This is a genomic window from Streptococcus sp. S784/96/1, assembly GCF_902729355.1.
In the GTDB taxonomy this organism is placed as follows: domain Bacteria; phylum Bacillota; class Bacilli; order Lactobacillales; family Streptococcaceae; genus Streptococcus; species Streptococcus caledonicus.
Genome location: NZ_CACVCC010000020.1, coordinates 1 through 25,275, shown reverse-complemented (window position 1 = coordinate 25,275; position 25,275 = coordinate 1). Strand labels below are relative to the sequence as shown.

Annotated in this window: 24 protein-coding genes and 2 pseudogenes; 24 read left to right on the top strand and 2 right to left on the bottom strand. The window is 38.6% G+C overall.

Annotated elements, in window-relative coordinates:
- The first annotated feature begins 124 nt into the window (after window positions 1–124).
- The 24 genes and pseudogenes from GZ996_RS07750 to GZ996_RS12245 all read left to right on the top strand — a co-directional run.
- Window positions 125–1,093 (top strand): thiamine pyrophosphate-dependent dehydrogenase E1 component subunit alpha, encoded by a 969-nt coding sequence (locus tag GZ996_RS07750; RefSeq protein ID WP_161979630.1) that lies wholly within the window; start codon window positions 125–127, stop codon window positions 1,091–1,093.
- A 240-nt stretch (window positions 1,094–1,333) separates the two neighbouring features.
- Window positions 1,334–2,332, top strand: coding sequence for an alpha-ketoacid dehydrogenase subunit beta (locus GZ996_RS07745; protein ID WP_121835855.1), 999 nt, complete (start codon window positions 1,334–1,336; stop codon window positions 2,330–2,332).
- Window positions 2,333–2,509: 177 nt separating this feature from the next.
- Window positions 2,510–3,895, top strand: a complete 1,386-nt coding sequence (locus GZ996_RS07740; RefSeq protein ID WP_156807134.1) for a dihydrolipoamide acetyltransferase — start codon at window positions 2,510–2,512, stop codon at window positions 3,893–3,895.
- Window positions 3,896–4,180: 285 nt separating this feature from the next.
- The gene (gene lpdA, locus GZ996_RS07735; protein WP_162011756.1) at window positions 4,181–5,935 is read left to right on the top strand and encodes a dihydrolipoyl dehydrogenase; all 1,755 of its coding nucleotides are present in this window, start codon (window positions 4,181–4,183) and stop codon (window positions 5,933–5,935) included.
- A gap of 193 nt (window positions 5,936–6,128) precedes the next feature.
- Window positions 6,129–7,085 carry an ABC transporter permease gene (locus GZ996_RS07730; RefSeq protein ID WP_162011755.1) on the top strand — a complete coding sequence of 319 codons (957 nt, stop codon included), beginning with the start codon at window positions 6,129–6,131 and terminating at the stop codon, window positions 7,083–7,085.
- Complete coding sequence (locus GZ996_RS07725; protein ID WP_162011754.1) at window positions 7,078–8,046, top strand: iron chelate uptake ABC transporter family permease subunit; 969 nt, start codon at window positions 7,078–7,080, stop codon at window positions 8,044–8,046. Before GZ996_RS07730 ends, GZ996_RS07725 begins: the two co-directional genes overlap by 8 nt.
- Window positions 8,046–8,798 (top strand): iron ABC transporter ATP-binding protein, encoded by a 753-nt coding sequence (locus GZ996_RS07720; RefSeq protein WP_161980802.1) that lies wholly within the window; start codon window positions 8,046–8,048, stop codon window positions 8,796–8,798. Before GZ996_RS07725 ends, GZ996_RS07720 begins: the two co-directional genes overlap by 1 nt.
- 13 nt (window positions 8,799–8,811) lie before the next feature.
- Window positions 8,812–9,816: a siderophore ABC transporter substrate-binding protein gene (locus GZ996_RS07715; protein WP_161980799.1), complete on the top strand. Its 1,005-nt coding sequence runs from the start codon at window positions 8,812–8,814 to the stop codon at window positions 9,814–9,816.
- Window positions 9,817–9,992: 176 nt separating this feature from the next.
- A complete protein-coding gene (locus GZ996_RS07710) occupies window positions 9,993–10,310 on the top strand; it encodes a PadR family transcriptional regulator (RefSeq protein WP_162011753.1) in 318 nt (105 codons plus the stop codon).
- Entirely contained in the window at window positions 10,307–11,416 is a 1,110-nt protein-coding gene (locus GZ996_RS07705) for a DUF4097 family beta strand repeat-containing protein (protein ID WP_162011752.1), read from the top strand. The genes GZ996_RS07710 and GZ996_RS07705 overlap by 4 nt, the downstream gene beginning before the upstream one ends.
- 94 nt (window positions 11,417–11,510) lie before the next feature.
- A complete protein-coding gene (locus GZ996_RS07700; RefSeq protein ID WP_161979635.1) occupies window positions 11,511–12,500 on the top strand; it encodes a lipoate--protein ligase in 990 nt (329 codons plus the stop codon).
- A 496-nt stretch (window positions 12,501–12,996) separates the two neighbouring features.
- A complete protein-coding gene (locus GZ996_RS07695; RefSeq protein ID WP_162011751.1) occupies window positions 12,997–14,193 on the top strand; it encodes an argininosuccinate synthase in 1,197 nt (398 codons plus the stop codon).
- Window positions 14,194–15,582, top strand: a pseudogene (gene argH / locus GZ996_RS07690) (argininosuccinate lyase).
- A gap of 223 nt (window positions 15,583–15,805) precedes the next feature.
- On the top strand, window positions 15,806–17,239 hold the full coding sequence (locus GZ996_RS07685; RefSeq protein ID WP_162011750.1) for a 6-phospho-beta-glucosidase: 1,434 nt from the start codon (window positions 15,806–15,808) through the stop codon (window positions 17,237–17,239).
- 116 nt (window positions 17,240–17,355) lie between these two features.
- Entirely contained in the window at window positions 17,356–17,595 is a 240-nt protein-coding gene (locus GZ996_RS07680) for a SemiSWEET transporter (protein ID WP_162011749.1), read from the top strand.
- Between the two features lie 264 nt (window positions 17,596–17,859).
- Complete coding sequence (locus GZ996_RS07675; RefSeq protein ID WP_162011748.1) at window positions 17,860–18,156, top strand: hypothetical protein; 297 nt, start codon at window positions 17,860–17,862, stop codon at window positions 18,154–18,156.
- A 274-nt stretch (window positions 18,157–18,430) separates the two neighbouring features.
- Window positions 18,431–18,748 carry a PTS cellobiose transporter subunit IIB gene (locus tag GZ996_RS07670; protein WP_162011747.1) on the top strand — a complete coding sequence of 106 codons (318 nt, stop codon included), beginning with the start codon at window positions 18,431–18,433 and terminating at the stop codon, window positions 18,746–18,748.
- Between the two features lie 56 nt (window positions 18,749–18,804).
- Window positions 18,805–20,793, top strand: a complete 1,989-nt coding sequence (locus tag GZ996_RS07665; protein ID WP_162011746.1) for a BglG family transcription antiterminator — start codon at window positions 18,805–18,807, stop codon at window positions 20,791–20,793.
- Window positions 20,794–21,108, top strand: a complete 315-nt coding sequence (locus GZ996_RS07660; RefSeq protein ID WP_162011745.1) for a PTS cellobiose transporter subunit IIA — start codon at window positions 20,794–20,796, stop codon at window positions 21,106–21,108.
- Window positions 21,109–21,129: 21 nt separating this feature from the next.
- Window positions 21,130–21,654, top strand: a complete 525-nt coding sequence (locus GZ996_RS07655; RefSeq protein ID WP_202922611.1) for a hypothetical protein — start codon at window positions 21,130–21,132, stop codon at window positions 21,652–21,654.
- Between the two features lie 18 nt (window positions 21,655–21,672).
- A complete protein-coding gene (gene celB, locus GZ996_RS07650; RefSeq protein ID WP_162011744.1) occupies window positions 21,673–23,016 on the top strand; it encodes a PTS cellobiose transporter subunit IIC in 1,344 nt (447 codons plus the stop codon).
- 156 nt (window positions 23,017–23,172) lie between these two features.
- Window positions 23,173–23,403, top strand: a complete 231-nt coding sequence (locus tag GZ996_RS07645; protein WP_162011743.1) for an ACT domain-containing protein — start codon at window positions 23,173–23,175, stop codon at window positions 23,401–23,403.
- A 46-nt stretch (window positions 23,404–23,449) separates the two neighbouring features.
- Window positions 23,450–23,695, top strand: coding sequence for a DUF711 family protein (locus GZ996_RS12250; protein WP_162011742.1), 246 nt, complete (start codon window positions 23,450–23,452; stop codon window positions 23,693–23,695).
- Window positions 23,673–23,981 (top strand): annotated as a pseudogene (locus GZ996_RS12245) (DUF711 family protein); the annotation flags it as partial. The gene GZ996_RS12250 and the pseudogene GZ996_RS12245, both read left to right, overlap by 23 nt.
- 111 nt (window positions 23,982–24,092) lie before the next feature.
- On the opposite strand, the gene GZ996_RS07630 reads toward GZ996_RS12245, so the two are convergent.
- Together GZ996_RS07630 and GZ996_RS07625 are read right to left on the bottom strand one after the other, a co-directional pair.
- Window positions 24,093–24,392: a rhodanese-like domain-containing protein gene (locus tag GZ996_RS07630; RefSeq protein WP_156807167.1), complete on the bottom strand. Its 300-nt coding sequence runs from the start codon at window positions 24,390–24,392 to the stop codon at window positions 24,093–24,095.
- Between the two features lie 733 nt (window positions 24,393–25,125).
- A partial coding sequence (locus GZ996_RS07625) for an IS3 family transposase (RefSeq protein WP_162011741.1) occupies window positions 25,126–25,275 on the bottom strand: 150 nt, incomplete at its 5' end.

Below are 25,275 nucleotides of genomic sequence, written 5' to 3'. Positions count from 1 at the left end.
GAGTTCACTAACTAAAATGACTTTTTGATGCCTTAAATCCCTTTAAAATTAACGGTTCAAAAATTTGCGCTTTGTGAAAAAAAGGAATATCATAATGGAGTAATATGATTAAATGGAGGCCGTAATGGTAACACTTTCAAAAGAACAACATTTAGAAATGTTTCTGAAAATGGAACGCATTCGTGAATTTGACATGCGTATCAATAAACTTGTTCGTCGTGGTTTCGTGCAAGGGATGACTCACTTCTCAGTTGGTGAAGAGGCCGCTAACGTAGGTGCGGTTCAACACTTGAGCTACGATGATATTTTCTTCTCTAACCACCGTGGTCATGGTCAATCAATTGCCCAAGATATGGACTTGAATGCCATGATGGCTGAGCTTGCTGGTAAAGCAACTGGTGTTTCAAAAGGGCGTGGTGGATCAATGCACGTTGCAGACTTTGCTAAAGGTAACTACGGGACTAATGGTATCGTTGGTGGTGGGTATGCGATGGCTGTCGGTGCTGCCTTGACGCAACAATACAAAGGCACAAATAATATTGTTGTGGCATTCTCTGGTGATGGTGCAACTAACGAAGGTTCATTCCACGAGTCTGTTAACATGGCAGCAACATGGAAACTACCTGTAATTTTCTTTATCATCAACAACCGTTACGGTATTTCAATGAGTATTGAAAACGCGACGAATACGCCTCACCTTTACACTCGTGCAGAAGCTTATGGTATCCCTGGTTTTTACTGTGAAGATGGGAATGATGTTCTTGCGGTTTATGAAACAATGGGGAAAGCTGTTGAGCATGTGCGCGGTGGCAATGGACCAGCGATTGTTGAAGTTGAATCGTACCGTTGGTTTGGGCACTCTACAGCCGATGCCGGTGTTTACCGTACCAAAGAAGAAGTTGATGAGTGGAAGAAAAAAGATCCAATGATCAAATACCGTCAATACTTGACAGCAGAAGGTATCGCTACTGATGAAGAACTTGATGCGATTCAAGCACAAGTGAAAAAAGAAGTTGACGATGCTTATGAATTTGCTCAAAATAGTCCAGATCCAGACTTGTCTGTTGCTTTTGAAGACATTTGGGTAGATTAAGAAATTATTGAAAGAATATTGCGACAAAGTTGCTAGGAGTCGTCGCTTAACAAATAAAAAGCGACGGTCTAACGCCAGTCACCGCTGTGGTTCAAGTATCGTTACCAGTAGGTGACGATACAGGCAAAATGAAGGACTTTAGGCTTTCATTTTAGCCATAAAACCAAAGGTGGACTGGCAAATCAAAAATGAGGCGACCATAGGTCGCAAAAGAAAAAATCATTTTTCGGAGAAAATAACATGTCAGAAACAAAATTAATGGCTTTGCGTGAGGCGATTAACCTTGCAATGAGCGAAGAAATGCGTAAAGATGAGAACATCTTCCTTATGGGTGAAGATGTTGGTATCTATGGAGGTGACTTCGGGACATCTGTAGGTATGCTTGCTGAGTTTGGTGAAAAACGTGTTAAAGACACGCCAATCTCTGAGGCTGCGATTGCTGGTGCGGCAGTTGGTGCTGCGATTACTGGACTTCGTCCAATCATTGATCTTACCTTCATGGACTTTATCACAATTGCTCTTGATGCGATTGTCAACAACGGAGCTAAAAACAACTACATGTTTGGTGGGGGATTGAAAACACCTGTCGTTTACCGTGTTGCATCTGGTTCAGGTATTGGTTCGGCAGCGCAACACTCACAATCACTTGAAGCGTGGTTGACACATATTCCAGGTATTAAAGTTGTTGCTCCAGGGAATGCCAACGATGCTAAAGGGCTTTTGAAATCAGCTATCCAAGATAATAACATCGTTATCTTCATGGAGCCAAAAGCACTTTACGGTAAAAAAGAAGAAGTGACTCAAGATCCAGATTTCTACTTGCCACTTGGTAAAGGTGAAATCAAACGTGAAGGTACAGATATCACTATTGTATCTTACGGACGTATGCTTGAGCGCGTGTTACAAGCTGCTGAGGAAGTGGCTGCAGATGGTATCAACGTTGAGGTTGTTGACCCACGCACCCTTATCCCACTTGATAAAGAAATCATCATTAACTCAGTTAAGAAAACTGGTAAATTGATGCTTGTCAACGATGCTTACAAGACTGGTGGATTCATCGGTGAAATCGCAACAATCGTTACAGAAAGCGAAGCCTTTGACTACCTTGACCACCCAATCGTTCGTTTGGCTTCAGAAGATGTGCCAGTACCATACGCGCGTGTTCTTGAACAAGCAATCTTGCCAGATGTTGCTAAAATCAAAGCAGCGATTTACAAAATGGCAAACAAAGGAAACTAATTTTCCAACTTAGACGTTTAGGGCTAAAGCTAGCGCGAGTTAGTAAAGCTCGGTAGTTTCTGTGTGGTGAGACTTTCTATGTTTGATAAGTATGAAAGGTACAGAGAATAAGCACCCTTTCTCACCACAAGACACTATCATAAAAGAAACTTTCTAATAAAACTGAAAGGAAAAAACATGGCTTTTGAAGTAATCATGCCTAAACTTGGTGTTGACATGCAAGAAGGTGAAATCATCGAGTGGAAAAAAGCTGAAGGTGACACGGTCACTGAAGGTGAAGTCCTTCTTGAAATCATGTCAGATAAGACAAATATGGAACTTGAAGCAGAAGAATCAGGTGTTCTTTTGAAAATCACTCGCCAAGCTGGTGAGGTAGTTCCAGTTACTGAAATCATTGCTTATATTGGTGAAGCTGGTGAGAGTATTTCGACTTTGGCTTCTGAAACAGTTGCTGAGGCGGCAAGTCCAGTTGAAGAATCTGTTGCTGCACCTAGAGTAGAAGTGTCAGCAGTTGTTGTAGCTACGCCACAAAATCATGGTGGTAAGGTTCGTGCAACGCCAGCAGCTCGTAAGTTGGCTGTTGAACAAGGTGTTGATCTTGGTCTTGTACCTGGAACAGGTGCTAATGGTCGTGTTCACAAAGATGATGTGGAGAACTTTAAAGGTGCACAACCTAAAGCAACTCCATTGGCTGCTAAAATTGCTTCTGATAAAGGAATTGATCTTGCAACTGTTGTTGGAACAGGTGCTCGTGGTAAGATTACCAAAGAAGATGTCCTTGCTCTTGTAGCGCCAGCAGTTGTTGCAGAAACAGTACAAGTACCTAAAGCTGAAGAAAAACGAGCTAAAGAATTACCAGAAGGTGTTGAAATCATCAAGATGTCTGCAATGCGTAAAGCTATTTCAAAAGGTATGACACACTCATACTTGACGGCACCAACCTTTACGCTTAACTACGACATTGACATGACAAACCTTATGGCACTTCGTAAACAAGTGCTTGAACCAATAATGAATAAAACAGGTCTTAAAGTGACCTTTACAGACCTTATTGGTCTTGCTGTAACGCGTACTTTGATGAAAGAAGAACACCGTTACCTTAACGCCTCTCTCATCAATGATGCTCAAGAAATTGAATTGCATAAGTTTGTTAATATTGGTATTGCGGTTGGTCTTGATGAGGGCTTAGTTGTACCAGTTGTTCACGGTGCAGATAAGATGAGTTTGTCAGACTTTGTAGTCGCATCAAAAGATGTGATTAAAAAAGCGCAAACTGGTAAGTTAAAAGCAGCAGAAATGTCAGGTTCTACCTTCTCAATCACTAACTTGGGAATGTTTGGTACGAAGACATTCAACCCAATCATTAACCAACCAAACTCAGCAATCTTAGGTGTTGCTTCAACAGTTCAAACACCAGTTGTTATTGATGGTGAAATTAAGATTCGTCCAATCATGGCGCTTTGCTTAACAATTGACCACCGTATTGTGGATGGTATGAATGGTGCCAAATTCATGGTTGACCTCAAGAACTTGTTGGAAAACCCATTAGAATTGTTAATCTGATAAGAACATGTTGCTATCCCATTAAGGTAGTCCGGAATAATAAGTGACACTCTTGATGCGATGACTTTAAGGCGACGAAGTCGCTAATGATTGCTTTGTACCATAGTGGACTTTAAGCCTTTATCGTAGTAATATAAAAATAAGAAGCTGGGCTATTATCAGTATTGACGTTTGTAGCTCTACAACAGAAATAAATTGACAGTACTGATTTGATGGTCTTTGCTCCGCTATGTTACGAAAGCAAAAAAGAGAAATAAAGCTTTAACCGAAAGGAAAATAAATAAAATGGCTTTTGAAGTAATTATGCCTAAACTTGGTGTTGACATGCAAGAAGGTGAAATCATCGAGTGGAAAAAAGCTGAAGGTGACACGGTCACTGAAGGTGAAGTCCTTCTTGAAATCATGTCAGATAAGACAAATATGGAACTTGAAGCAGAAGAATCAGGTGTTCTTTTGAAAATTACTCGCCAAGCTGGTGAGGTAGTTCCAGTTACTGAAATCATTGCTTACATTGGTGAAGCTGGCGAGACTATTGCAGACGCATCAGCTCCAGCTGAAGTAGCACAAGCCACAGCTGATCTTAAAGCAGCTGGTCTTGAAGTACCTGCCGCACCTGCTGTTGCAGCGACACCAGCAGCTGATAAAGCTCCCCTTGCAGACAACGAGTACGATATCGTCGTTGTTGGTGGTGGACCTGCTGGTTACTACGCAGCTATCCGTGGTGCTCAACTAGGTGGTAAAATTGCTATTGTTGAAAAATCAGAATTTGGTGGTACTTGCTTGAACGTTGGATGTATCCCAACGAAGACTTACCTTAAAAATGCTGAAATTCTTGATGGTCTTAAAATTGCAGCAGGACGTGGTATCAACCTTGCTTCTACGAACTATGCGATTGATATGGATAAAACTGTTGACTTCAAGAACTCCGTTGTTCGTACCTTGACTGGTGGTGTTAAAGGTCTTTTGAAGGCTAACAAAGTGACTATGTTCAATGGACTTGGTCAAGTAAACCCAGATAAGACAGTTACCATTGGTTCTGAAACAATCAAAGGTCGCTCTATCATCCTTGCAACAGGTTCAAAAGTATCACGTATCAATATCCCTGGTATCGAATCACCACTTGTATTGACTTCAGATGATATCCTTGACCTTAAAGAAATGCCAAAATCACTTGCTGTTATGGGTGGTGGTGTTGTTGGTATCGAGCTTGGACTTGTTTGGGCGTCATATGGTGTACCAGTTACTGTTATCGAAATGGCTGACCGCATTATCCCAGGTATGGATAAAGAAGTGTCACTTGAACTTCAAAAAATCCTTGCTAAGAAAGGTATGACCATCAAGACTAACGTTGGTGTGTCAGAAATCGTTGAAGCTAATAACCAATTAACATTGAAACTTAACAATGGTGAAGAAGTTGTTGCTGAAAAAGCTCTGCTTTCTATCGGACGTGTCCCACAATTAGCAGGACTTGAAAACCTTAACCTTGAAATGGATCGTAACCGTATCAAAGTCAATGCCTACCAAGAAACATCAATTCCAGGTATTTACGCCCCAGGTGATGTTAATGGTACGAAAATGCTTGCTCACGCTGCTTACCGTATGGGTGAAGTAGCTGCTGAAAATGCAATGCATGGTAATGTTCGTAAAGCAAAACTTGACTACACACCGGCTGCTGTTTACACACACCCAGAAGTGGCTATGGTTGGTTTGACTGAAGAACAAGCGCGTGAACAATATGGAGATGTTTTGGTTGGACGTTCTAGCTTTGCTGGAAATGGTCGTGCGATTGCTTCTAACGAAGCACACGGTTTTGTTAAAGTGATTGCAGAACCAAAATACCATGAAATCCTAGGTGTTCATATCATTGGTCCTGCAGCAGCAGAACTTGCCAATGAAGCGTCAACAATTATGGAAGCTGAATTGACAGTTCATGATGTCGCACAATCAATCCACGGACACCCAACCTTCTCAGAAAATATGTATGAAGCCTTCATGGATGTTCTTGGAGAAGCTATCCATAACCCACCACGTCGTAAATAATAATGACTTAAAGATTCTAGTATACAGTGCTAGAGTCTTTTTATGCTTGTTCAAAATATGAATAGTCCTTTTGTATCAGTATTTAGAATCACTTTAATGTTGTTTAAAATGCTTAGATTAACTTGACGATAACTCGATATTTTGTTAATTTAAGAAGTGTTGCGATGCTTGTAGGCTTTGAGGGAGGTAACTCATGAAAGCATTAAATGGGTTAGTCCCTGTGTTATTTATATTGATTTTTTTGTCTTTGACGATTGGTGCCAGTTCACAGTTTTCCTGGGTGAGCTTATTTCAAGGTGGTGATATGGCAAGTCACGTTTTTTGGCAATCACGTTTGCCAAGAACCTTAGCTATTTTATTATCAGCTGGAGCTATGAGTTTATCTGGCTTACTCATGCAGACCATTACACAGAATCACTACGCTGCACCATCAACTGTAGGGACAGTCGAGGCAGCACAGTTAGGCATGTTGGTGCCACTCTTCTTTTTTCCACAGGCCACCTTACTGCAGAAGATGGTGTTTGCCTTTAGTGCTGCCATGCTAACTACGTTCTTTTTTATTAAGGTCGTGCGTCGGTTACAGTTTAAGGAAAAATGGCAGTTGCCTTTAGTTGGCATGATTTATGGGGGGATGATTGGAGCCTTTGCACAAATGATTGCCTATCGTTTTAATCTGGTACAGTCTATGGCTTCCTGGACTCAGGGTTCATTTGCCATGATTCAGACGAAACAATATGAATGGCTTTTCTTAAACCTTGTAATTTTAGGAGCTGTTTGGTATTTTTCAGAAGGATTCTCACTGATGAGTCTGGGTGAGGATACTAGTCGTGTTCTGGGTCTTCCTTTTGAACATATGGAAGGACTTGCGTTATTGTTGATCTCACTGACGACAGCAACAACGATGATTACAGTTGGCAGTCTTCCCTTTGTTGGGATTATTATTCCTAATTTGGTGCGTTTGCATATTAGTGAACATTTGAAAAATTCTCAGGCTGTAGTGGTGTTAGCGGGTTCGTGTCTCGTACTAGCTTGCGATATCTTTGCACGGCTAGTTATCCGTCCTTACGAGGTGTCAGTCTCTCTGATTTTAGGTGTTTTAGGATCATTGATTTTCATTTTACTCTTGTGGCGAGGTGAGCGACATGGGTAAGATACAATCTAAACGTCAGCAGTTATTGTGGCTACTGATTATTTTGGCAATAGGCTGCACAATACTCTATACTTATCCTTTTGGTGGCCGTGTGATTCCTTATATTTTGAAGTTGCGGTTACGAAAAGTTTTGACTTATGCCCTTGTGGCTGTTATTGCGAGCTTTTCGACCATTAGTTTTCAGACCATTACAGGAAATCGCTTTTTAACTCCATCAGTGCTCGGGCTAGAAAGTCTTTACGTTCTCATGCAATCCGTTTATCTCTTTTTCTATTGGAAATGGATTGAGCAACAGGCACCGAATCCCATTGTGGAATTCCTTGTGGTTTTACTGATTCAATTACTGTTCTTTGGTCTTTTCCAACCGATTATTCGTAACTTATTGACCAAGGGATTTGGAACGATCTTACTCATCTGTATGTCACTGGGAACTTTGTTTAGAAGTTTTTCTACCTACTTACAGGTGGTTATGGACCCTAATGAGTATGACAAATTACAGAGTAAGCTTTTTGCTTCCTTGCAACATGTTAATACTGATGTTCTAGCTATGGCAACGGTTCTTGTCGTTATCTCTACGATTTTCCTTTATCGTAAAAGTGCGATTTTGAATGTCTTTTATCTTGGGAAATCTAATGCTACGCTTCTTGGGATTGATGTGGAAAAAACGCAGCAGACAGTCCTGTGGATAGTGGTCCTGTTGGTGTCTGCCTCGACAGCGATGGTTGGTCCGATGACTTTCTTTGGCTTTATGTTGGTCAATATCGTCCATCAGTTACTTAATTATTATGAACACAAGTGGTTGTTTGGTGTGGCTAGTTTGTTAGGGTTTGTGATCTTAGTAATAGGCCAAGGTGTTTTAGAACGTTTATTTAACTATCAGATTACTATTGCCATGTTGGTGGAACTATTAGGTGGAGCCTTTTTCTTCTATTTATTATATAAGGAGCGGATGAAATCATGATGAAGATGGCGCAAATTGGAAAATCTTACGGAGAAAAAGCCATTTTAAAGGCTGTTAACTTGGATATTGCTCCTAGGCAATTTACGGCTTTTATTGGACCGAATGGGGCTGGAAAATCAACGCTTCTATCAATCATGAGTCGGCTATTGGTCAAAGATGAAGGGCTCTTGATGATTAAGGGGCAGGAAATTGAGGCTTGGCATTCGGCTGAGTTGGCAAAAGAATTGACCATGCTCAAACAGCAAATTCATTTTCAAGTCAAGTTCACTGTTGAAGAGCTAGTTGCTTTTGGACGTTTCCCTTACAGTCAGGGGCGTCTGACAGCAGAAGACCTTGCTAAAATTAATGAAGCACTGACTTATATGGATTTGCAGGATTTACGTAGTCGGTTGATTGGCACCCTATCAGGTGGGCAATTACAGCGAGTCTACATTGCGATGGTCTTGGCACAAGATACCGATATTGTCTTGTTGGATGAACCACTGAATAATCTAGATATTAAGCAAGGAATTGCGATGATGAAAACCCTGAGACGTTTGGTCGATGAATTAGGGAAAACAGTCGTTATCGTCATCCATGATATTAATATTGCCAGTCAATTTGTTGATCAGATGGTTGGCTTTAAAGAGGGGGAAATTTTTTGCCGAGGAACCCCTCAAGAGGTGATGACAAAAACGATTTTGGATGACCTCTATAACATGGATGTTACTGTTGATGAAATTCATGGCAAACGCATTTGTATTTATCACTAAAAAGGAGACAGATATGTCAAAAACAATGAAACGATTACTTAGTGCAATAGCATTGGTTGCAACACTTATTTTAGTAGCTTGTGGATCAAAAACAGCTAAAGAGAAGACATCAAAGGAAACAAAAGCAGTTCCAGCAGAAGTAACGATTAAAGCAGAAAATGGGGATATCACTGTCCCAGCGAATCCTAAAAAAATTGTTGTTCTTGATTTAGGAATGGCTGATACCTTACGTACTTTGGGGCATGAAGATGCGATCGTTGGTATGCCGTCTCAATCTTTACCAACTTACTTAACTGACCTTGGTAAGAAGGATTCTGTCACAAATGTTGGTAACTTGAAAGAAGTTAATCTCGAAGCGATTGCTAAATTGGCACCTGATATCATTATTGCCTCAGGTCGAACTCAAGGAAAAATTGCAGAATTTGAAGAAATTGCACCGACAGTTTATTTTGCCACAGATAGTGCCGACTATCTTAATTCTGTTAAAAACAATGTGACAGAAGTGGCTAAACTATTTGGTGATGAAGCGGTCGGAACAGCCGAAAAAGAATTGGCAGAGCTAGATAATATTGTTTCAATTGCCACAAAAGCTAATGAAGGAGCAGATCAAACAACCTTGATGGTTCTTTTAAATGAAGGGAATATTGCAGGTATCGGATCGGAAGGTCGCTATGGTTTTGTCTATAATACTCTAGGTTTCAAGCCAACAAGTCTTGAGATTAAAGAAGAAGCGCGTGGCGGTCGCGGTGGCCGTGGTGGACATGGTCAAGGGCTCAGCTTTGAATCAATTGCAGAAGTTAACCCAGATACGATTTTTGTTGTAGATCGCACCCTTGCTATTGGTGGGGATACGTCAACCAACGCGGATGTTCTTAATAACGCGTTATTACAAGGAACAAAGGCTGGTCAGAACAAACGTATCATTACGCTAACATCAGACCTGTGGTACCTATCAGGTGGTGGACTTGAGTCAACACGCCTCATGTTTGAAGAAGTTGCTGAACACGCAGGAAAATAATTAATAAGATGAACTCAGACAGGAAAAACTTGTCTGAGTTTTTTTGTTTCTTGGTTACGGGAGGACATCTATAGAGAATGATTATTTTTTTCAGTTTTTACTTGCTATTTTGGAATGATAGTTTTATAATTTATATATACTTAAATTAAGCATATATAAAAATTAAGGAGGTTAATATGTATTATCCTATTCCGTCCCCTGTGATTGAGTTTCTGGTGCTGGGGGTTGTTGCTGAGAAAGACTCTTATGGCTATGAGATTAGTCAGACCTTGAAAATGCTCACTTCCATCAAAGAGTCAACCCTCTACCCTATTTTGAAAAAAATGGAGTTGAGTGGTTATCTCGAGACCTATTCGGAAGCTCATCAAGGAAGGCAACGCAAATATTATCGTAGAACCGCTCTAGGGAGCCAACAGTTTACGTTTTTAGAAGAAGAATGGCTACGCTACTCAGCTGCTATTCTGGATATGGCGAAAGGAAAATTGAAAAAATGACAGGACAAGAATTTTTACAACGTTTAGAGATGGCTTTGGCTAGTTTAACAGACAGTCAAAAGCAAGAAGTAATGGCTTATTTCAAAGAATACCTTGCTGAAGCTGGGGATAATGCAGAGGCAATTGCTGAGCTTGGAAAGCCAGAAGAAGTGGCTGAAGAATTGGTTGGGCAATTTCAAGAAAAAGGCATTTTGGAAGAAAGAGCCCAAGAACAGATAGTTCGTCAGTCGCTAACCGATGCGACGAATCTTCAAATCACTCTGAATGATTTTGATGTGATTGTTGAGCAGGATGATGTTTCAGAAGTTGTTGTCGAAGCGGTAGAAGAGGTGCAAGAACTCTTAGCTATTTCCAGAGAAAATGGTCAGGTGACTATTGCGCAAATCTCTGATCCGGCACGTTATAAAACCATTTCCATTTTAGGATTGTTTTCAATCAAGACGACTTATGGTGGTCGGTTCACTGTAAAAGTCCCGCGGGAGACAATGTTTGAAACGATTACGGTGATTTCAAGGGATGGCGATGCAACATTATCAGGATTGACTGCTAATCAAGGCAATGTAGCCTTGACAAATGGAGACTTGGAGTTAAATTCTTGCCGTATTGCTAACCTTAAGCTGACCTTGCAAAATGGTGATGGAGAAGTGGTCAATAGTGCTACTGAAAATGTTTTAGGAAATTTCCAAAATGGCGATTGTGAGGTTATTAATAGCCAATTAGGAGTAGCGGAGTTTCATTTAGCCAATGGTGATTTAGAATTAGAAAAGGTGGAAAGTCGAGAAACTCTCGAATTAGAACTCTCAAATGGTGACCTGACCTACCGTTACAGTAAGGCTGATTATGCAAGGGCAAAATTATCTAACGGAGATGCGACGGTGTCAGACCTTGATTTTAAAGATTTAATGCTAACGCATCATTGTGGCGATGCTGCTGTTATCTTAAAAGAAGGTCAGGCAGAGGACTTAGCCATAGTGGTTGAAACAAAATTTGGTGATTACAGCGTGTTAGGTCATACTGGAGAAAATGGACGTTATACTGATACCAATCATCAAGCGACTCGTCGGTTGACAATCACCAATCATTTTGGAGATGTTTCAGTCAACTAGGACCTCTTAACTTTTTAGAGCAAGTAAAGACTTTGGGCTTGTCTTTTGCGACCGTTTTCACTAAAATAGAAGTATCTAATAGGAGGATTAATCTGTGAAATATATTGTTAACACATCAAATAACCCGGCTTATAATATTGCCTTAGAAGCCTACGCTTTCAAAGAATTACAGAGTGAAGATGAGATTTTTATCCTTTGGATCAATGAGCCTGCTATTATTATTGGGAAACACCAAAATGCGGTGCAGGAAATCAATAAGGAATACACAGATGCCCACGGGATTCATGTGGTTCGCCGTCTGTCAGGTGGTGGGGCTGTTTACCATGACCTTAATAACTTGAACTACACCATCATTTCCAACAAAGCTGACGAGGGAGCGTTTGATTTCAAAACGTTCTCACAACCTGTGATTGAAACCTTGGCTGATCTTGGAGTAACCGCTTCGTTTACGGGACGTAACGACCTTGAGATTGACGGCAAGAAATTCTGTGGTAATGCGCAGGCCTATTATAAAGGACGCATGATGCACCATGGTTGCTTATTGTTTGATGTGGATATGACTGTTCTTGGCGATGCCCTCAAGGTTTCAAAAGATAAAATTGAGTCAAAGGGGGTTAAATCTGTCCGTGCGCGGGTGACCAATATCTTAAATGAATTGCCAGAAAAAATTACGGTTAATGAATTTGCGGATAAGATTTTGGATAAAATGAAAGAGCACTATCCTGATATGACAGAGTATGTTTTGTCAGAAGATGAATTGGCTAAAATCCAAAAATCTTATGAAGAGCAATTCTCAACATGGGAGTGGACTTATGGTGCTGCCCCAGATTATACAGTAGAGCGTTCGGTTCGTTACCCAGCTGGTAAGATTACGAGCTATATTAAGACTGAGAACTCAGTTATTGAAAATATCAAAATTTACGGGGATTTCTTCGGTATTGGTGATGTTTCTGATATTGAACAGCTCCTTATCGGCACGCGCTATGAGTATGCGGATGTTTTGGAGAAATTGCAAAGCATTGACACAACACACTACTTCTCACGGATGACAACAGAGGAAGTTGCAAAAGCAATTGTGGCATAGGAAGCTTTATGCTCTATCAGAAACAAATCAGTAAGATTGTAGAGAAAGTTATTGATACAATCTCGGATAGAAAATACTCTCAACTCAAAAATATCGTCTCTCATACCAATGTACCTGCTGATTTATAAGAAAAAGAATTATTAGAATTGGGTAAATGGATCGAGGAACAATTGGAGATGTGGGCTGAGGATGAAGAACGCCATTTGTATTTGATAAATTTAATTTAAATCAACTTGATATTGATGAAGAGGGGATTTTGTTTGCAACTTACAGACCAGAGAGTTACGGTGAAGTGTTGTTTGAATTTTTCTTTGATGTTCAAGAAGATAACAGCCTTCGCGCAGAGTTTTAAATGAATATTTAACCACAAATTAATTATGATTTAATTATAAAAATACGAATCGAAGGTATAACCTTCGGTTTTTTTGATAAAAACAGTTGACAAAAGAATAAATATTCAATAAAATAATTTTATTACAAAAAAGGGAGTATATTTATGTCAAAAGAAAAAGTGATTTTAGCTTACTCAGGTGGTCTTGATACATCCGTAGCCATTACTTGGTTGAAAAAAGATTATGATGTCATTGCTGTTTGTATGGATGTTGGTGAAGGAAAAGACCTTGATTTTATTCATGATAAGGCTTTGGCTGTCGGTGCCATTGAATCTTATGTGCTTGATGTAAAAGATGAATTTGCGGAAGAATACGTTCTCCCAGCACTTCAAGCGCATGCTTATTACGAACAAAAATACCCATTAGTTTCTGCTCTAAGCCGTCCGATTATCTCTAAGAAATTAGTGGAAATTGCTCATAAGACAGGGGCGACAACGATTGCCCATGGTTGTACCGGTAAAGGAAATGACCAAGTCCGTTTTGAAGTTGCTATTGCAGCACTTGATCCAAACTTGAAAGTGGTAGCTCCAGTCCGTGAATGGAAATGGTCACGTGAAGAAGAAATTGAATATGCTAAAGCAAACGGTGTTCCAGTTCCAGCTGACCTTGATAATCCTTATTCTGTTGACCAAAACCTTTGGGGCCGTGCCAATGAATGTGGTGTTTTGGAAAATCCCTGGAATCAAGCGCCAGAAGAAGCCTTTGGGATTACAACAGCACCAGAAAAAGCTCCTGATACTCCTGAATTTGTAGATATTACCTTTGTATCTGGAAAACCTGTTGCCATCAATGGTGAAGAAATGAAACTCGTTGACCTTATTCAAAAATTAAACGTGATTGCAGGAGCGCATGGTGTAGGACGTATTGACCATGTTGAAAACCGTTTAGTGGGTATTAAATCACGTGAGATTTACGAGTGTCCAGGTGCCATCACACTTTTAACTGCTCATAAGGAAATTGAAGACTTGACTTTGGTACGTGAAGTGTCTCACTTTAAACCAATTCTTGAAAATGAATTATCAAACTTGATTTACAATGCTCTTTGGTTCAGTCCAGCAACTAAGGCAATTATTGCTTATATTAAAGAAACGCAAAAAGCCGTTAATGGGACAGCTAAAGTGAAGCTTTATAAAGGACATGCTCAAGTCGTTGCCCGGAAATCTCCAAATTCTCTTTATGACGAAAACCTAGCGACCTACACATCAGCAGATAGTTTTGACCAAAATGCAGCGGTTGGCTTTATCAAACTGTGGGGTCTTCCAACTCAAGTAAATAGTCAGGTTAATGGAACTAAGGGTTAGATTATGGCAGAAAATTACAAATTATGGGGTGGTCGCTTTGAGGCTAGCCTCGAAAAATGGGTGGAAGAATTTGGTGCTTCCATTTCCTTTGACCAGAAAATGGCAGAGCAGGACTTAACAGGATCCCTTGCTCATGTCACCATGCTTGGAGAAACGGGTATCATTTCTAAAGTAGAAGCTCAGCAGATTAAATCTGGTTTGGAAGATCTTTTGATAGATTACAAAAATGGGCAGCTTACCTTTGACGTGACCAACGAAGATATTCACATGAACATAGAGGCCTTACTGACTGCTAAAATTGGTCCAGTCGCTGGTAAGCTTCACACGGCACGTTCACGTAATGACCAAGTGGCAACAGACATGCATCTCTATTTAAAAATGAAGTTGGGAGAAGTCCTTGCTAAATTAAGTAACCTTCGTCAGGTTTTGGTGGACTTGGCTGAAAAGCATGTGGAAACCCTCATGCCAGGCTACACACATTTATAACACGCACAGCCTATTTCATTTGGACATCATTTAATGGCTTATTATAGTATGTTTACTCGTGATGCGGAGCGTTTTGAGTTTAATGTGACACATACTGATTTATCACCGCTGGGAGCAGCAGCCTTGGCAGGAACAACCTTTCCGATTGACCGTGAGAGGACAGCGCAGCTTATGGGCTTTGCCAAACCTTACAGCAACTCCTTAGATGCTGTGTCTGACCGTGATTTTATTTTGGAATTTTTAGCCAATAGCTCTATTTTGATGATGCACATGAGCCGATTATGTGAGGAAATCATTAACTGGTGTAGTCGTGAATACCAATTTGTGACCTTGTCAGATACCTTTTCAACAGGCTCTTCCATCATGCCTCAAAAGAAAAATCCTGATATGGCGGAGCTGATTCGGGGGAAATCAGGTCGTGTTTATGGCAATTTAGTCGGGCTTTTGACGGTTATGAAATCCCTGCCTCTGGCTTATAACAAAGACCTCCAAGAGGATAAGGAAGGTATGTTTGATACAGCTGAAACCATTACAGTAGCCCTTGATATTTTAGCTGGCATGCTGAGCAGTATGACCGTAAATGATAAACATATGGCAGAGTCAACTGAAAAAGACTTTTCAAATGCCACAGAGTTGGCAGACTATCTTGCTGCTAAAGGTTTACCTTTCCGTGAAGCACATGAAATCGTAGGTAAATTAGTCCTAGAATGTACCAAGGCAGGACACTATTTGCAAGATATTCCCTTGGAACGTTATCAAGAAATCTCTGACTTGATTGAGGAAGATATCTATGTAGCTTTACAATCAAAAACAGCAGTTGAGCGTCGTAACTCACTTGGAGGCACAGGCTTTAATCAAGTAAAATGGCAGATTGAGATAGCGAAGGCTGAGTTGAGCAACTAACTGCTATTTATAAGGTTTGCGATTAACTGAGAGATAGAAAAATTAAACAGGTCGAGATTGGGAACTTTGTTTGAAACGACTTCAGTTTTTCATCTCTTTTACCAAAATTGTTTTGGGTAATACAAGAAGATAGAGAAATTTTCCTAAATCATGTGGAAAATTTCTCTATTTTATTTTTTGTAATCGCTTGCTATAATTTAGTAAAAAAATAAGGAGGCTCTATATGAGTAAACTACGTGACAATTTCTTATGGGGAGGAGCTGTTGCAGCTCACCAGCTTGAAGGTGGATGGAAAGAAGGAGGAAAAGGCTTGTCCGTCGCTGATGTCATGACTTCAGGTCGTCATGGTATCCCTCGTGAAATTACAGATGGAGTTATTGAAGGAAAATACTATCCTAATCATGAAGCCATTGATTTTTATCATCACTATAAGGAAGATATAGCACTTTTTGCTGAAATGGGCTTTAAATGTTTTCGTACATCAATTGCTTGGACTCGTATTTTTCCAAATGGAGATGAGTTAGAACCAAATGAAGAAGGTTTGAAATTCTATGATGACTTATTTGATGAGTGTTTAAAATATGGGATTGAACCTGTCATTACTTTATCTCATTTTGAATTGCCATTTCATTTAGTTAAGGAATACGGGGGATTTACGAATCGTAAAGTGATTGATTTCTTTGTTCGATTTGCTGAAACGTGTTTCCGCCGTTACAAGGACAAGGTCAAATATTGGATGACTTTTAATGAAATTAACAACCAAGCCAACTATCAAGAAGATTTTGCTCCATTTACGAACTCGGGAATTGTTTATAAAGAAGGTGATGACCGCGAAGCTATCATGTACAAGGCCGCTCATTATGAATTAGTAGCTTCAGCGCGTGCTGTTAAAATTGCTAAGGAAATCAATCCAGATTTCCAAATTGGATGTATGATTGCCATGTGTCCGATTTATCCTGCAACATGTAAACCGTCTGATATTTTGATGGCTCAAAAGGCAATGCAAAAACGCTATTATTTTACTGACGTCCATGTTCATGGTTTCTACCCAAATCATATTCTTAAATATTGGGAGCGTAAAGGTATTGAAGTAGATGTGACAGAAGAAGATAAACAGGACTTACTTGATGGAACAGTTGATTATATTGGATTCAGTTACTATATGTCATTTGCTATTGATTCTCATCGTCCTAATAATCCTCACTATGACTATTTGGAAACAGAAGATTTGGTTAAAAATAATTATGTTAAAGCGTCTGATTGGGAGTGGCAAATTGATCCAGAAGGGTTGCGCTATGCCTTAAACTGGTTTACAGATATGTATCATCTGCCATTATTTATTGTTGAAAATGGTTTTGGTTCTATTGACCAAGTTGAAGAAGATGGGATGGTGCATGATGATTACCGTGTCGACTATCTTGGAGCTCACATTAAAGAAATGATTAAGGCTGTAGATGAGGATGGTGTTGACTTAATTGGCTATACACCTTGGGGTTGTATTGACCTTGTATCAGCTGGTACTGGTGAAATGCGTAAGCGCTATGGCTTTATCTACGTTGATAAAGATGATGAAGGTAAGGGAAGCTATAAGCGTTCACCGAAATTGTCATTTGGTTGGTATAAACAAGTTATTGCTTCAAATGGCGAGCATCTGTAATGATGTCAAGTCATCTATCAACTTATTAAAACCCCTCATTATAATGTAAGTTTGAAATTTTTACTGGTTTCACTCCTCTAGTTGTAAAACTTTTATTCATATGGAAAGGATTCTGAATGATTGGTACACTTGCTGCAGTACTGACGACCTTAGCCTTTTTGCCACAGGCGATAAAAACGATTAAAACAAAGGATACTTCAGGTATTTCACTCGTGATGTATAGTATGCAGGTCATAGGGATTTTTCTATGGTTGCTTCATGGATTGAATATTCAAGATATGCCTTTAATCATGGCAAATTCAATCTCGTTTGTATTGTCGGGAACGATTTTAATTTGTAAAATTCGCTACAAATAAAAAGTAATAAAAGTTTTAAAATAATGTAGCAATGTTTATAAGGTTATTATAGAACAAATGATAATTAAAATGGCTACGAAAGTTTGGTATAAAAGAGTTGATAAAGAATATTTTTTAGTTCACAAAATAGAGAGATATTTCCATAGTTTTATGTAGATTAGTTTTGATACACATTGATTATGATTAAAATAGTCTATCAGTGATTTAAAAATAAGGAGAAAAATGCTATATTATATATTTGGTTTTCTTGTAGTTAGTGCAATAATGTCTGGAATGTGGTTCCTATTTGTAGGATTGAAGAAAAAACAACTGACACCATCAGTTGTCACAAAAGATGGTAAAACGATGAATAATTATTTTATTGGATTTTCAGACACCAGCATTCCTGATATTCGTCAAAATAATAAAATCATGTCCGTATTATCAGTCAAGTATAATACCTTAGATGGCTATGCTGTAGCATCAACTATTAACGATGTAAAACTCAGAGAGATGATTTTAGAAGAGTATGATCTCAAACCTAAAAATGTCAGGGTTACTTTTAGGCAGATAGCGGTATAACATTTTAGGTAATACTTATCTTACTGTAAAATGATGCTAAATGAATAAGGCTGGAGTTCATCCAGTCTTTTTTGTTGGAAACTAGGAGAAAGTAATACTTTACAAATCTGAAATGTAATTCTGTTAATTATGGAAAGATGAGATAAGTAACCTTTTTTCCGCAAGGTCGTATTGTTTTCCGTTTCGAAACGGAAAATATGTCAATTTACATATTGTATGCGTTTTCCTATAATAAAAATGTAAAATAAATACATCAAAAGAGGAGATTATTTTTATGGCTAAACAAGCTCTTATTATTTGTGCAGGTGGAATGTCATCATCACTTATTGCTAAAAAGACAATGACTTACCTTCAAGAACGTGGTGAAGATATTGAAATGGATGCAGTTGGTGTTCCAGAAGGTCAAAAACGTATTATAGAAGATAAGTATGATTTATATCTTGTTAGCCCTCAGACTAAAATGAACTTTAAGCAGTTGGCTGATGCTGCTGCTAAGACAGGGAAACCAATTGTGCAAATCCCACCGCAAGCTTATATTCCAATTCCAATTGGTATTGAAAAGATGGCTGCGTTAGTCAAAGAAAATATCTAAAAGGATATTTAAAAATGTTATGACGGACTGACTAAATTATTTAAGGAGGAGGTCCTGTGTTAACTAAAAAAGAAGCACGTATTATTCAATTGTTATCTCAGCATCGCGACAGTTTTGTCAGAAGCAGGGAATTGGCTGATGAATTAGGCTGTTCTGATCGTACGATTAGAAATTATTACAAGACTATCTCAGAGAAATTGAGCGATTATGCTGGTGTTGATATCATATCCAAACAAGGTAACGGATATGCGTTGAAAGTGAGTGATGAACGTACTTATTCTGATTTTATAAAAGAGAATCACATTACACTTTCTCAAAAACAATATGTTGGTAAAACTGATATTAATGATCGTTATAATTATATTCTTAATAAATTGTTATTTGAACAAAATGAAATTTATTTTGATGATTTAGCTGATGAATTATATGTGAGCCGTTCAACCCTATCTGCAGATTTTAAAAAAATTCGTCAAAAATTTCTTCCCTATCATTTAAAAATAGAGAGTAAGGCTAATAAAGGTGTCTATGTTACTGGTACGGAAAGAGATAAGCGTCGATTTATTATGGATTACTTCATTGATTCTGATTTTTTAAATACGATGCATTCATATGTAGACAATGAGTTGTTGAACCAAAAAATTTCATTTGAGGAAATGACAATCATTGTCTTAGATGAATGTCGAGAAGGGCAGTTAAAATTATCAGACTTTGTGATTCAAAATTTAGTTATCCATATTGCTTTAGCACTTCGTAGGATTGCTGAAGGATTTAAAATAGCTAAGATCACAGATGAAGATATTAAGCTAAAGGAAACGATAGAGCATCTCATTGCTGAAAGAATTTTGATGAGAATCGCTTCAAGTACAGGTATAGATTTTCCAGAAGAAGAGGCAGACTATATTACGTTACACTTGCTGTCTAAAAGCTATGGGAGTGGGCGTTATGAATCAGAAGATTTACATGAACGTTTACGACATGAATTGTTAGCCAGTTTGAGGCAGTTTGACGCCTTTGTTCAAAATGATTTTCAGCTTATAGAAGGCTTATTAGTTCATCTATCGACCTTATTAATTAGGTTAGAAAGTCATGTTGCTCTTGATAATCCACTGACAGCTGATATACAGTCAAACTATGGAGACATGTACCATTGGGCAGAATTAACAATTGCTAAGATGCCTTTATTTGAACGTTTTCAACTATCCGCAGATGAGTTAGCTTACATTGCTCTTCATTTTATGGCTGGTAGAGAGCGCTACAAAGAAAAGTATAAGTATAACATTTTAGTGATTTGTGCGACGGGTTATGGTAGTGCGCAGATGCTCAAAAGTCGTATTGAGAATGAACTGGGACAAACGGTACACATCTCAGATGTTATTGGCTACTATGAAATTAATGATGACAAATTGCAAGGCATAGATTTTATCATTTCATCTATTGATTTATCCAATTTAATTTTTAATGTGCCAGTATTTACAGTATCTGTATTTTTAACTAAAGATGAAGTGATAACTATTAAGGATGGCATTTCTAAATTAAGAAAGTCCAAGGAAATTTTAGGAAAATCGTCAGTTTCAATTGATTATTCAAAATATTTTGATGATTATTTCTCAGAAGAGTTATTTATAATTGTTGATGAAATCGGCAAAGCAGAACTTATGGAAAAAATGATTGCACAGCTTGCTGTTGACGAAGAGCCTGGCTTTAGTAAACGGATGTGTGAGTTGCTGACGCAAAGAGAATTGATGAGTTCAGTTGTTTTTAGTGATACCATTGCAGTTCCCCATCCGATTAAAGCAGTTGCGAGCAATCATCATATTGCGGTTGCTATTATTAAAAATGGGATGTGGTGGGATGAGCAATATCCGTCAATTAAGTTTGTTTTTCTAACATCAATGTCAACCCATGATAATGAAGGATTACCTGAAATGGCTTCGATGATTGTTGACTTAGTTGATTGTGATTATATTCAAGAAAAACTGATGTCATGTCAGCATTTTGAACAATTTAGAGAGTTATTTTTATCTATAGAGAAAGGAAGAGAGTAAATGAATTCAGATGAATTACAAATGGCTGCATTTGAAATTATCTTAAATTCCGGTAATGCACGAACAATTGTTCATGAAGGGTTTGATGCTATGCGTGCAGGTGATTTTGAACTTGCGGCTCAAAGATTAGATGAGGCTAATGAAGAATTATTATTGGCACATAAAGCTCAAACACATTTATTGCAAGAATATGCAAGTGGAACGGAAATCAAAATTGAAATTATTATGGTTCATGCACAAGATCATCTCATGACGACGATGACATTGCGTGAGGTGGCCTTAGAGATGCTAGAATTACATAAAAAAATAAAATAACTAGTAGAGAAGGATAGAGTTATGGGAAAAAATCAGAGAAAGAAATTAGTGACCAAAAAAGCACAGAGTCGTGACTTGAAACAAGAAACGACTTGGAAAAATAACTTATTTAGTCGTTATATGCTATTTAGATATTCTCTGACTCTTTTCTTTTTTGCTAATATTTATTGGGGAATGATTCAAATGTATAGAACGTCGGTTTACATCATTTTACCGATAGGTTTGCTATTGTTGCTTATTAGAGCAATTGCTGAGCAATTTTCTCTCTATGGTAAAACAAAAGCCGTATTGATTTGGACAAAACGTGCCTTTCAGGCACAAGGAATTGTTAATGTTCTTGCACTGCTAAGTGTCGTTTTCCCGGGTCAATTTGAGTATGTCTTTCCTGTTTTTGCTAGTAATTTGTTAGGGAAACTATTTGTTTCAAGTTTACTGTTATTGGGTTTATTGGCTGTTTGGCATAATGTGAATCGTGTACAGCGTGTTGAAACTAATACCGATAACTTTTATTATCGTTTTCAAAAATCATTTGGAAAAATATTTTAATTTTGAAAGGAGTTCATTATGGACGAACAAAAAGGATTCTTTGGCTTGTTAGAGAAATATCTTATGGGACCAATGGGAAAAATTGCACAGTATAAAGTTGTGCGTGCTATCACAGCGGCAGGTATGGCTGCAGTACCATTTACAATTGTAGGATCAATGTTCTTGGTATTTAGTATATTACCTCAAGCGTTCTCTTTTTGGCCAGTTGTAGCTGATGTATTTGCGGCTTCATTTGATAAATTTACGGCTTTATACATGGTTGCTAACTATGCTACTATGGGGTCGTTATCACTCTATTTTGTTCTTTCTATGGCATATGAATTGACAAAAATTTATGCTGAGGAAGAAGAGTTAAACATGAGCCCACTTAATGGAGCTTTATTGGCCTTGTTTGCCTTCATCATGACTGTTCCACAAATTATTTTTAAAGATGGTATGATGTCAGCTGTCCAAAGCCTTAAGGAAGGTACAGTGATAGCAGATGGTTGGGCAATGGGTAATGGTGTTACTCGTTTTGGAACAACTGGTATCTTTACAGCTATTATTATGGCTATTGTAACAGTACTTATTTATCGTATGTGTATTAAGCACAACTGGGTTATTAAAATGCCTGCATCAGTTCCAGAAGGTGTTTCTCGTGGTTTCACAGCCCTTATTCCTAGTTTTGTAGTTGCTTTCACAGTTATTGTTATCAATGGAGCCCTTGTTGCTCTTGGTACAGATATTTTCCAAGTCATTGCGATTCCATTCTCATTTGTAGGTGGACTCACTAATACTTGGATTGGTCTTGTTGTTATTTACTTGCTGACTCAGGCGCTTTGGATTGTAGGTATCCACGGAGCAAATATCGTCTTTGCTTTTGTTAATCCAATTGCTCTTACAAATATGGCACTCAATGCTGAAGGTGCGCGTAATATTGTTGCGGGTGAGTTTTCAAATATGTTTGTTATTGCTGGTGGTTCTGGTGCGACACTTGGGCTTTGTATCTGGTGTGCCTTTCGCGCTCGTTCTGCACAATTAAGTGCGATTGGTAAAGCCTCTATTGTACCAGGTATCTTCAATATTAATGAACCGTTGATTTTTGGTTTACCAATTATCTATAACCCAGCGCTTGCGATTCCATTTATGACAGCGCCTATTGCGTCAATGTCGGTTTACTATTTTGCAATGAAAACTAATCTTATCAATGCAGTAGTAGCTCAAGTTCCATGGCCAACTCCTGTTGGTATCGGAGCCTTTCTTGGTACTGCGGATGTAAAAGCAATCCCTGTTGCATTAGTGTGTTCATTGGTAGCTTTCTTAGTCTATTGGCCATTTGTGCGTCAATATGATAAACAATTGCTTGCTGAAGAAGGTGTTTAATCAGTTGTTGTTCACAGCAGATAACGTTAATGATTTTGTTATTTTGTGTCAAATTCAATAAAAACCAAAAAAAGTTCGTTTTATACGGACGTTTTTTGGTTTAAATAGAATGTTTGGAAAGTTTATAAAATAAACAAAAAAGATAAGGAGATTGATATGAAAGCTATTGTAACGGTTGTTGGTAAAGACGGAAAAGGGATTGTAGCAGGCGTCGCAGGCAAGTTAGCTGAGCTAAATCTGAACATTGATGATATTTCTCAGACGGTTTTGGATGAGTATTTTACCATGATGGCGGTGGTGTCATCTGAGGAGAAACAGGATTTCACGGCTTTGCGTAGTGAATTGGAGGCCTTTGGACAAACGCTGAATGTTAAAATCAATATTTAAAGCGCAGCTATTTTTGACGCCATGTACAATTTGTAAGAGGTGACCTATGGATATTAGACAAGTTCGTGAAACAATTGAGCAGAAAATTTATGACAAAATTACAACTAAGGCTGCGAATCTGGTTGCGGTTGGAGATGAGATTGCAGCAGAGCTTGGGATTTCCATTGTCAACAAACATGTCAGTGTGACACCGATTGTCTTGATTGGTGCAGCAACGGATGCGTTAAATTATTTTCCTTTGGGCATACACTTGATTGAGCTGCAAGACGAAAGGTGGCGTGATAGCTTGTAACCAAGTCGGTGGCCTATCGGGTGCCTTCATTCCTGTCTCAGAAGATGAGGGAATGATTGCGGCGGTGCAGAGTGGCTCTCTTAACTTGGAAAAATTGGAAGCTATGACGGCTATCTGTTCCATTGGTCTTGATATGATTGCTATTCCGGAGGATACCCCTTATGAAACCATTGCGGCTATGATTGCCAATGAAGCAACTATCTGGGTCATCAATCAGAACTCATCAGCAGGCTTTATCAATCGAGGCGAACAAATTCCGGCGCCAATTCATAGTTTTAAGAATTAAGACTCAATTACTGCACTTATTATCGGATGATAGGTGTATTTTGTATGTTATGATGATTTTAACGTAAAAAAGCCACTGTTGAACTTTTTAACAGCAGTGGTTTCTTTACTATTATTTCTCTAGCTCTTCAGTCCAAGCACCTGTTCCGTCAATGACGTTGGTTGTATCGTAGCCCATACTGTCTAAAAAGGCACAGACTTGGGCAGAACGTCCTCCTGCTTGGCAGATGATGTAGTAGGGTTTATCGGTTGTGAGCTCTGTGGAACGATTACCTAGTTCGCTAAGGGGAAGATTAACAGCCCCAGGAACATGTCCAGTTGCAAATTCATCTTTCTCACGAACATCAATTAAGTTAATGCTTTCAGTATCAAGCAAGGTTTTCAATTCCATAACTGAAATGGCCTTTGTCATAAATAATCTCCTTTTTTATTCTGTCTGTATTGTCTATTATTTTCATAGAAAAAGCAATCAATGTATTTCAGTAATTTATTTGTTTGTGTAAATATCAGTTGTATACATGTCAAACGGAAACGTTGTAGTTTTCAGGTAATGTTTTTTCCCAAAGATAGGATAGCAAGGACTATAATGGTAGCACGTACGGGAATACCTATGACAGCCAGGAACCTAAATGCTTACCATTGGGGAATGGCTCTGCATATGTGTCATGCGAACAATATACATGACAAAGTATAACGAAAATGACATGTTCAGATAGAGGATGATTTAGAAGCCACACCAAGTGATGACTATCAAGGTATTCAAGAGTTTTATCCTTTTTTGACGGAGGAAAATCGTGTCTTAGCTCTGCCATGTTCCTACCATGACCCTAAGCAAGATTAGTGTTAATATCCAGCTAATGGGCCGAGATAGGCAGTTGAAAATTAGTTGGAATCCTATCAATCGCAGAGGTGCTCGTTGGCGCTCCTCATTCCTTGAGGTTGACAGAAAGACATATCACTATTTCTTCCAAGGCAATCTCTACCGTGAAAACACGGGACAGATCCTATTTTTTTGAGACACCTATCCTTTGATTTGGGGAATAGCAGAGTTGCTGAGTTGGGATTTCAAAGATTAGTCAATAAAATAAAAAAGCATGAATGATTTGAACTGCTCCCTGTCAAGTGGACAATGAAATAATAAAAGATTAAGCAACGGCCTTGTCCCTCGATTCAAGAGGGGCAAGGCCGTTGTGCTTCTCTTGAAATCGTTCGTTATTGTAAAAATAGATATAGTCATCAATATCATAAACTAATTCCTCAAATGTCTTGTAAGCCTTCAAGTCATAACACTCCGT

What these genes read in the sequence shown, in the direction of transcription:
- GZ996_RS07705 (WP_162011752.1), top strand. Translation starts at nt 10,307, where the DNA reads ATGACAGGACAAGAATTTTTACAACGTTTAGAGATGGCTTTGGCTAGT.
- GZ996_RS07655 (WP_202922611.1), top strand. Translation starts at nt 21,130, where the DNA reads ATGGGAAAAAATCAGAGAAAGAAATTAGTGACCAAAAAAGCACAGAGT.
- GZ996_RS07680 (WP_162011749.1), top strand. Translation starts at nt 17,356, where the DNA reads ATGATTGGTACACTTGCTGCAGTACTGACGACCTTAGCCTTTTTGCCA.
- GZ996_RS07710 (WP_162011753.1), top strand. Translation starts at nt 9,993, where the DNA reads ATGTATTATCCTATTCCGTCCCCTGTGATTGAGTTTCTGGTGCTGGGG.
- celB (WP_162011744.1), top strand. Translation starts at nt 21,673, where the DNA reads ATGGACGAACAAAAAGGATTCTTTGGCTTGTTAGAGAAATATCTTATG.
- GZ996_RS07695 (WP_162011751.1), top strand. Translation starts at nt 12,997, where the DNA reads ATGTCAAAAGAAAAAGTGATTTTAGCTTACTCAGGTGGTCTTGATACA.
- GZ996_RS07630 (WP_156807167.1), bottom strand. Translation starts at nt 24,392, where the DNA reads ATGACAAAGGCCATTTCAGTTATGGAATTGAAAACCTTGCTTGATACT.
- GZ996_RS07725 (WP_162011754.1), top strand. Translation starts at nt 7,078, where the DNA reads ATGGGTAAGATACAATCTAAACGTCAGCAGTTATTGTGGCTACTGATT.
- GZ996_RS07660 (WP_162011745.1), top strand. Translation starts at nt 20,794, where the DNA reads ATGAATTCAGATGAATTACAAATGGCTGCATTTGAAATTATCTTAAAT.
- GZ996_RS07745 (WP_121835855.1), top strand. Translation starts at nt 1,334, where the DNA reads ATGTCAGAAACAAAATTAATGGCTTTGCGTGAGGCGATTAACCTTGCA.
- lpdA (WP_162011756.1), top strand. Translation starts at nt 4,181, where the DNA reads ATGGCTTTTGAAGTAATTATGCCTAAACTTGGTGTTGACATGCAAGAA.
- GZ996_RS12250 (WP_162011742.1), top strand. Translation starts at nt 23,450, where the DNA reads ATGGATATTAGACAAGTTCGTGAAACAATTGAGCAGAAAATTTATGAC.
- GZ996_RS07740 (WP_156807134.1), top strand. Translation starts at nt 2,510, where the DNA reads ATGGCTTTTGAAGTAATCATGCCTAAACTTGGTGTTGACATGCAAGAA.
- GZ996_RS07675 (WP_162011748.1), top strand. Translation starts at nt 17,860, where the DNA reads ATGTCTGGAATGTGGTTCCTATTTGTAGGATTGAAGAAAAAACAACTG.
- GZ996_RS07730 (WP_162011755.1), top strand. Translation starts at nt 6,129, where the DNA reads ATGAAAGCATTAAATGGGTTAGTCCCTGTGTTATTTATATTGATTTTT.
- GZ996_RS07750 (WP_161979630.1), top strand. Translation starts at nt 125, where the DNA reads ATGGTAACACTTTCAAAAGAACAACATTTAGAAATGTTTCTGAAAATG.
- GZ996_RS07720 (WP_161980802.1), top strand. Translation starts at nt 8,046, where the DNA reads ATGAAGATGGCGCAAATTGGAAAATCTTACGGAGAAAAAGCCATTTTA.
- GZ996_RS07670 (WP_162011747.1), top strand. Translation starts at nt 18,431, where the DNA reads ATGGCTAAACAAGCTCTTATTATTTGTGCAGGTGGAATGTCATCATCA.
- GZ996_RS07715 (WP_161980799.1), top strand. Translation starts at nt 8,812, where the DNA reads ATGTCAAAAACAATGAAACGATTACTTAGTGCAATAGCATTGGTTGCA.
- GZ996_RS07685 (WP_162011750.1), top strand. Translation starts at nt 15,806, where the DNA reads ATGAGTAAACTACGTGACAATTTCTTATGGGGAGGAGCTGTTGCAGCT.
- GZ996_RS07645 (WP_162011743.1), top strand. Translation starts at nt 23,173, where the DNA reads ATGAAAGCTATTGTAACGGTTGTTGGTAAAGACGGAAAAGGGATTGTA.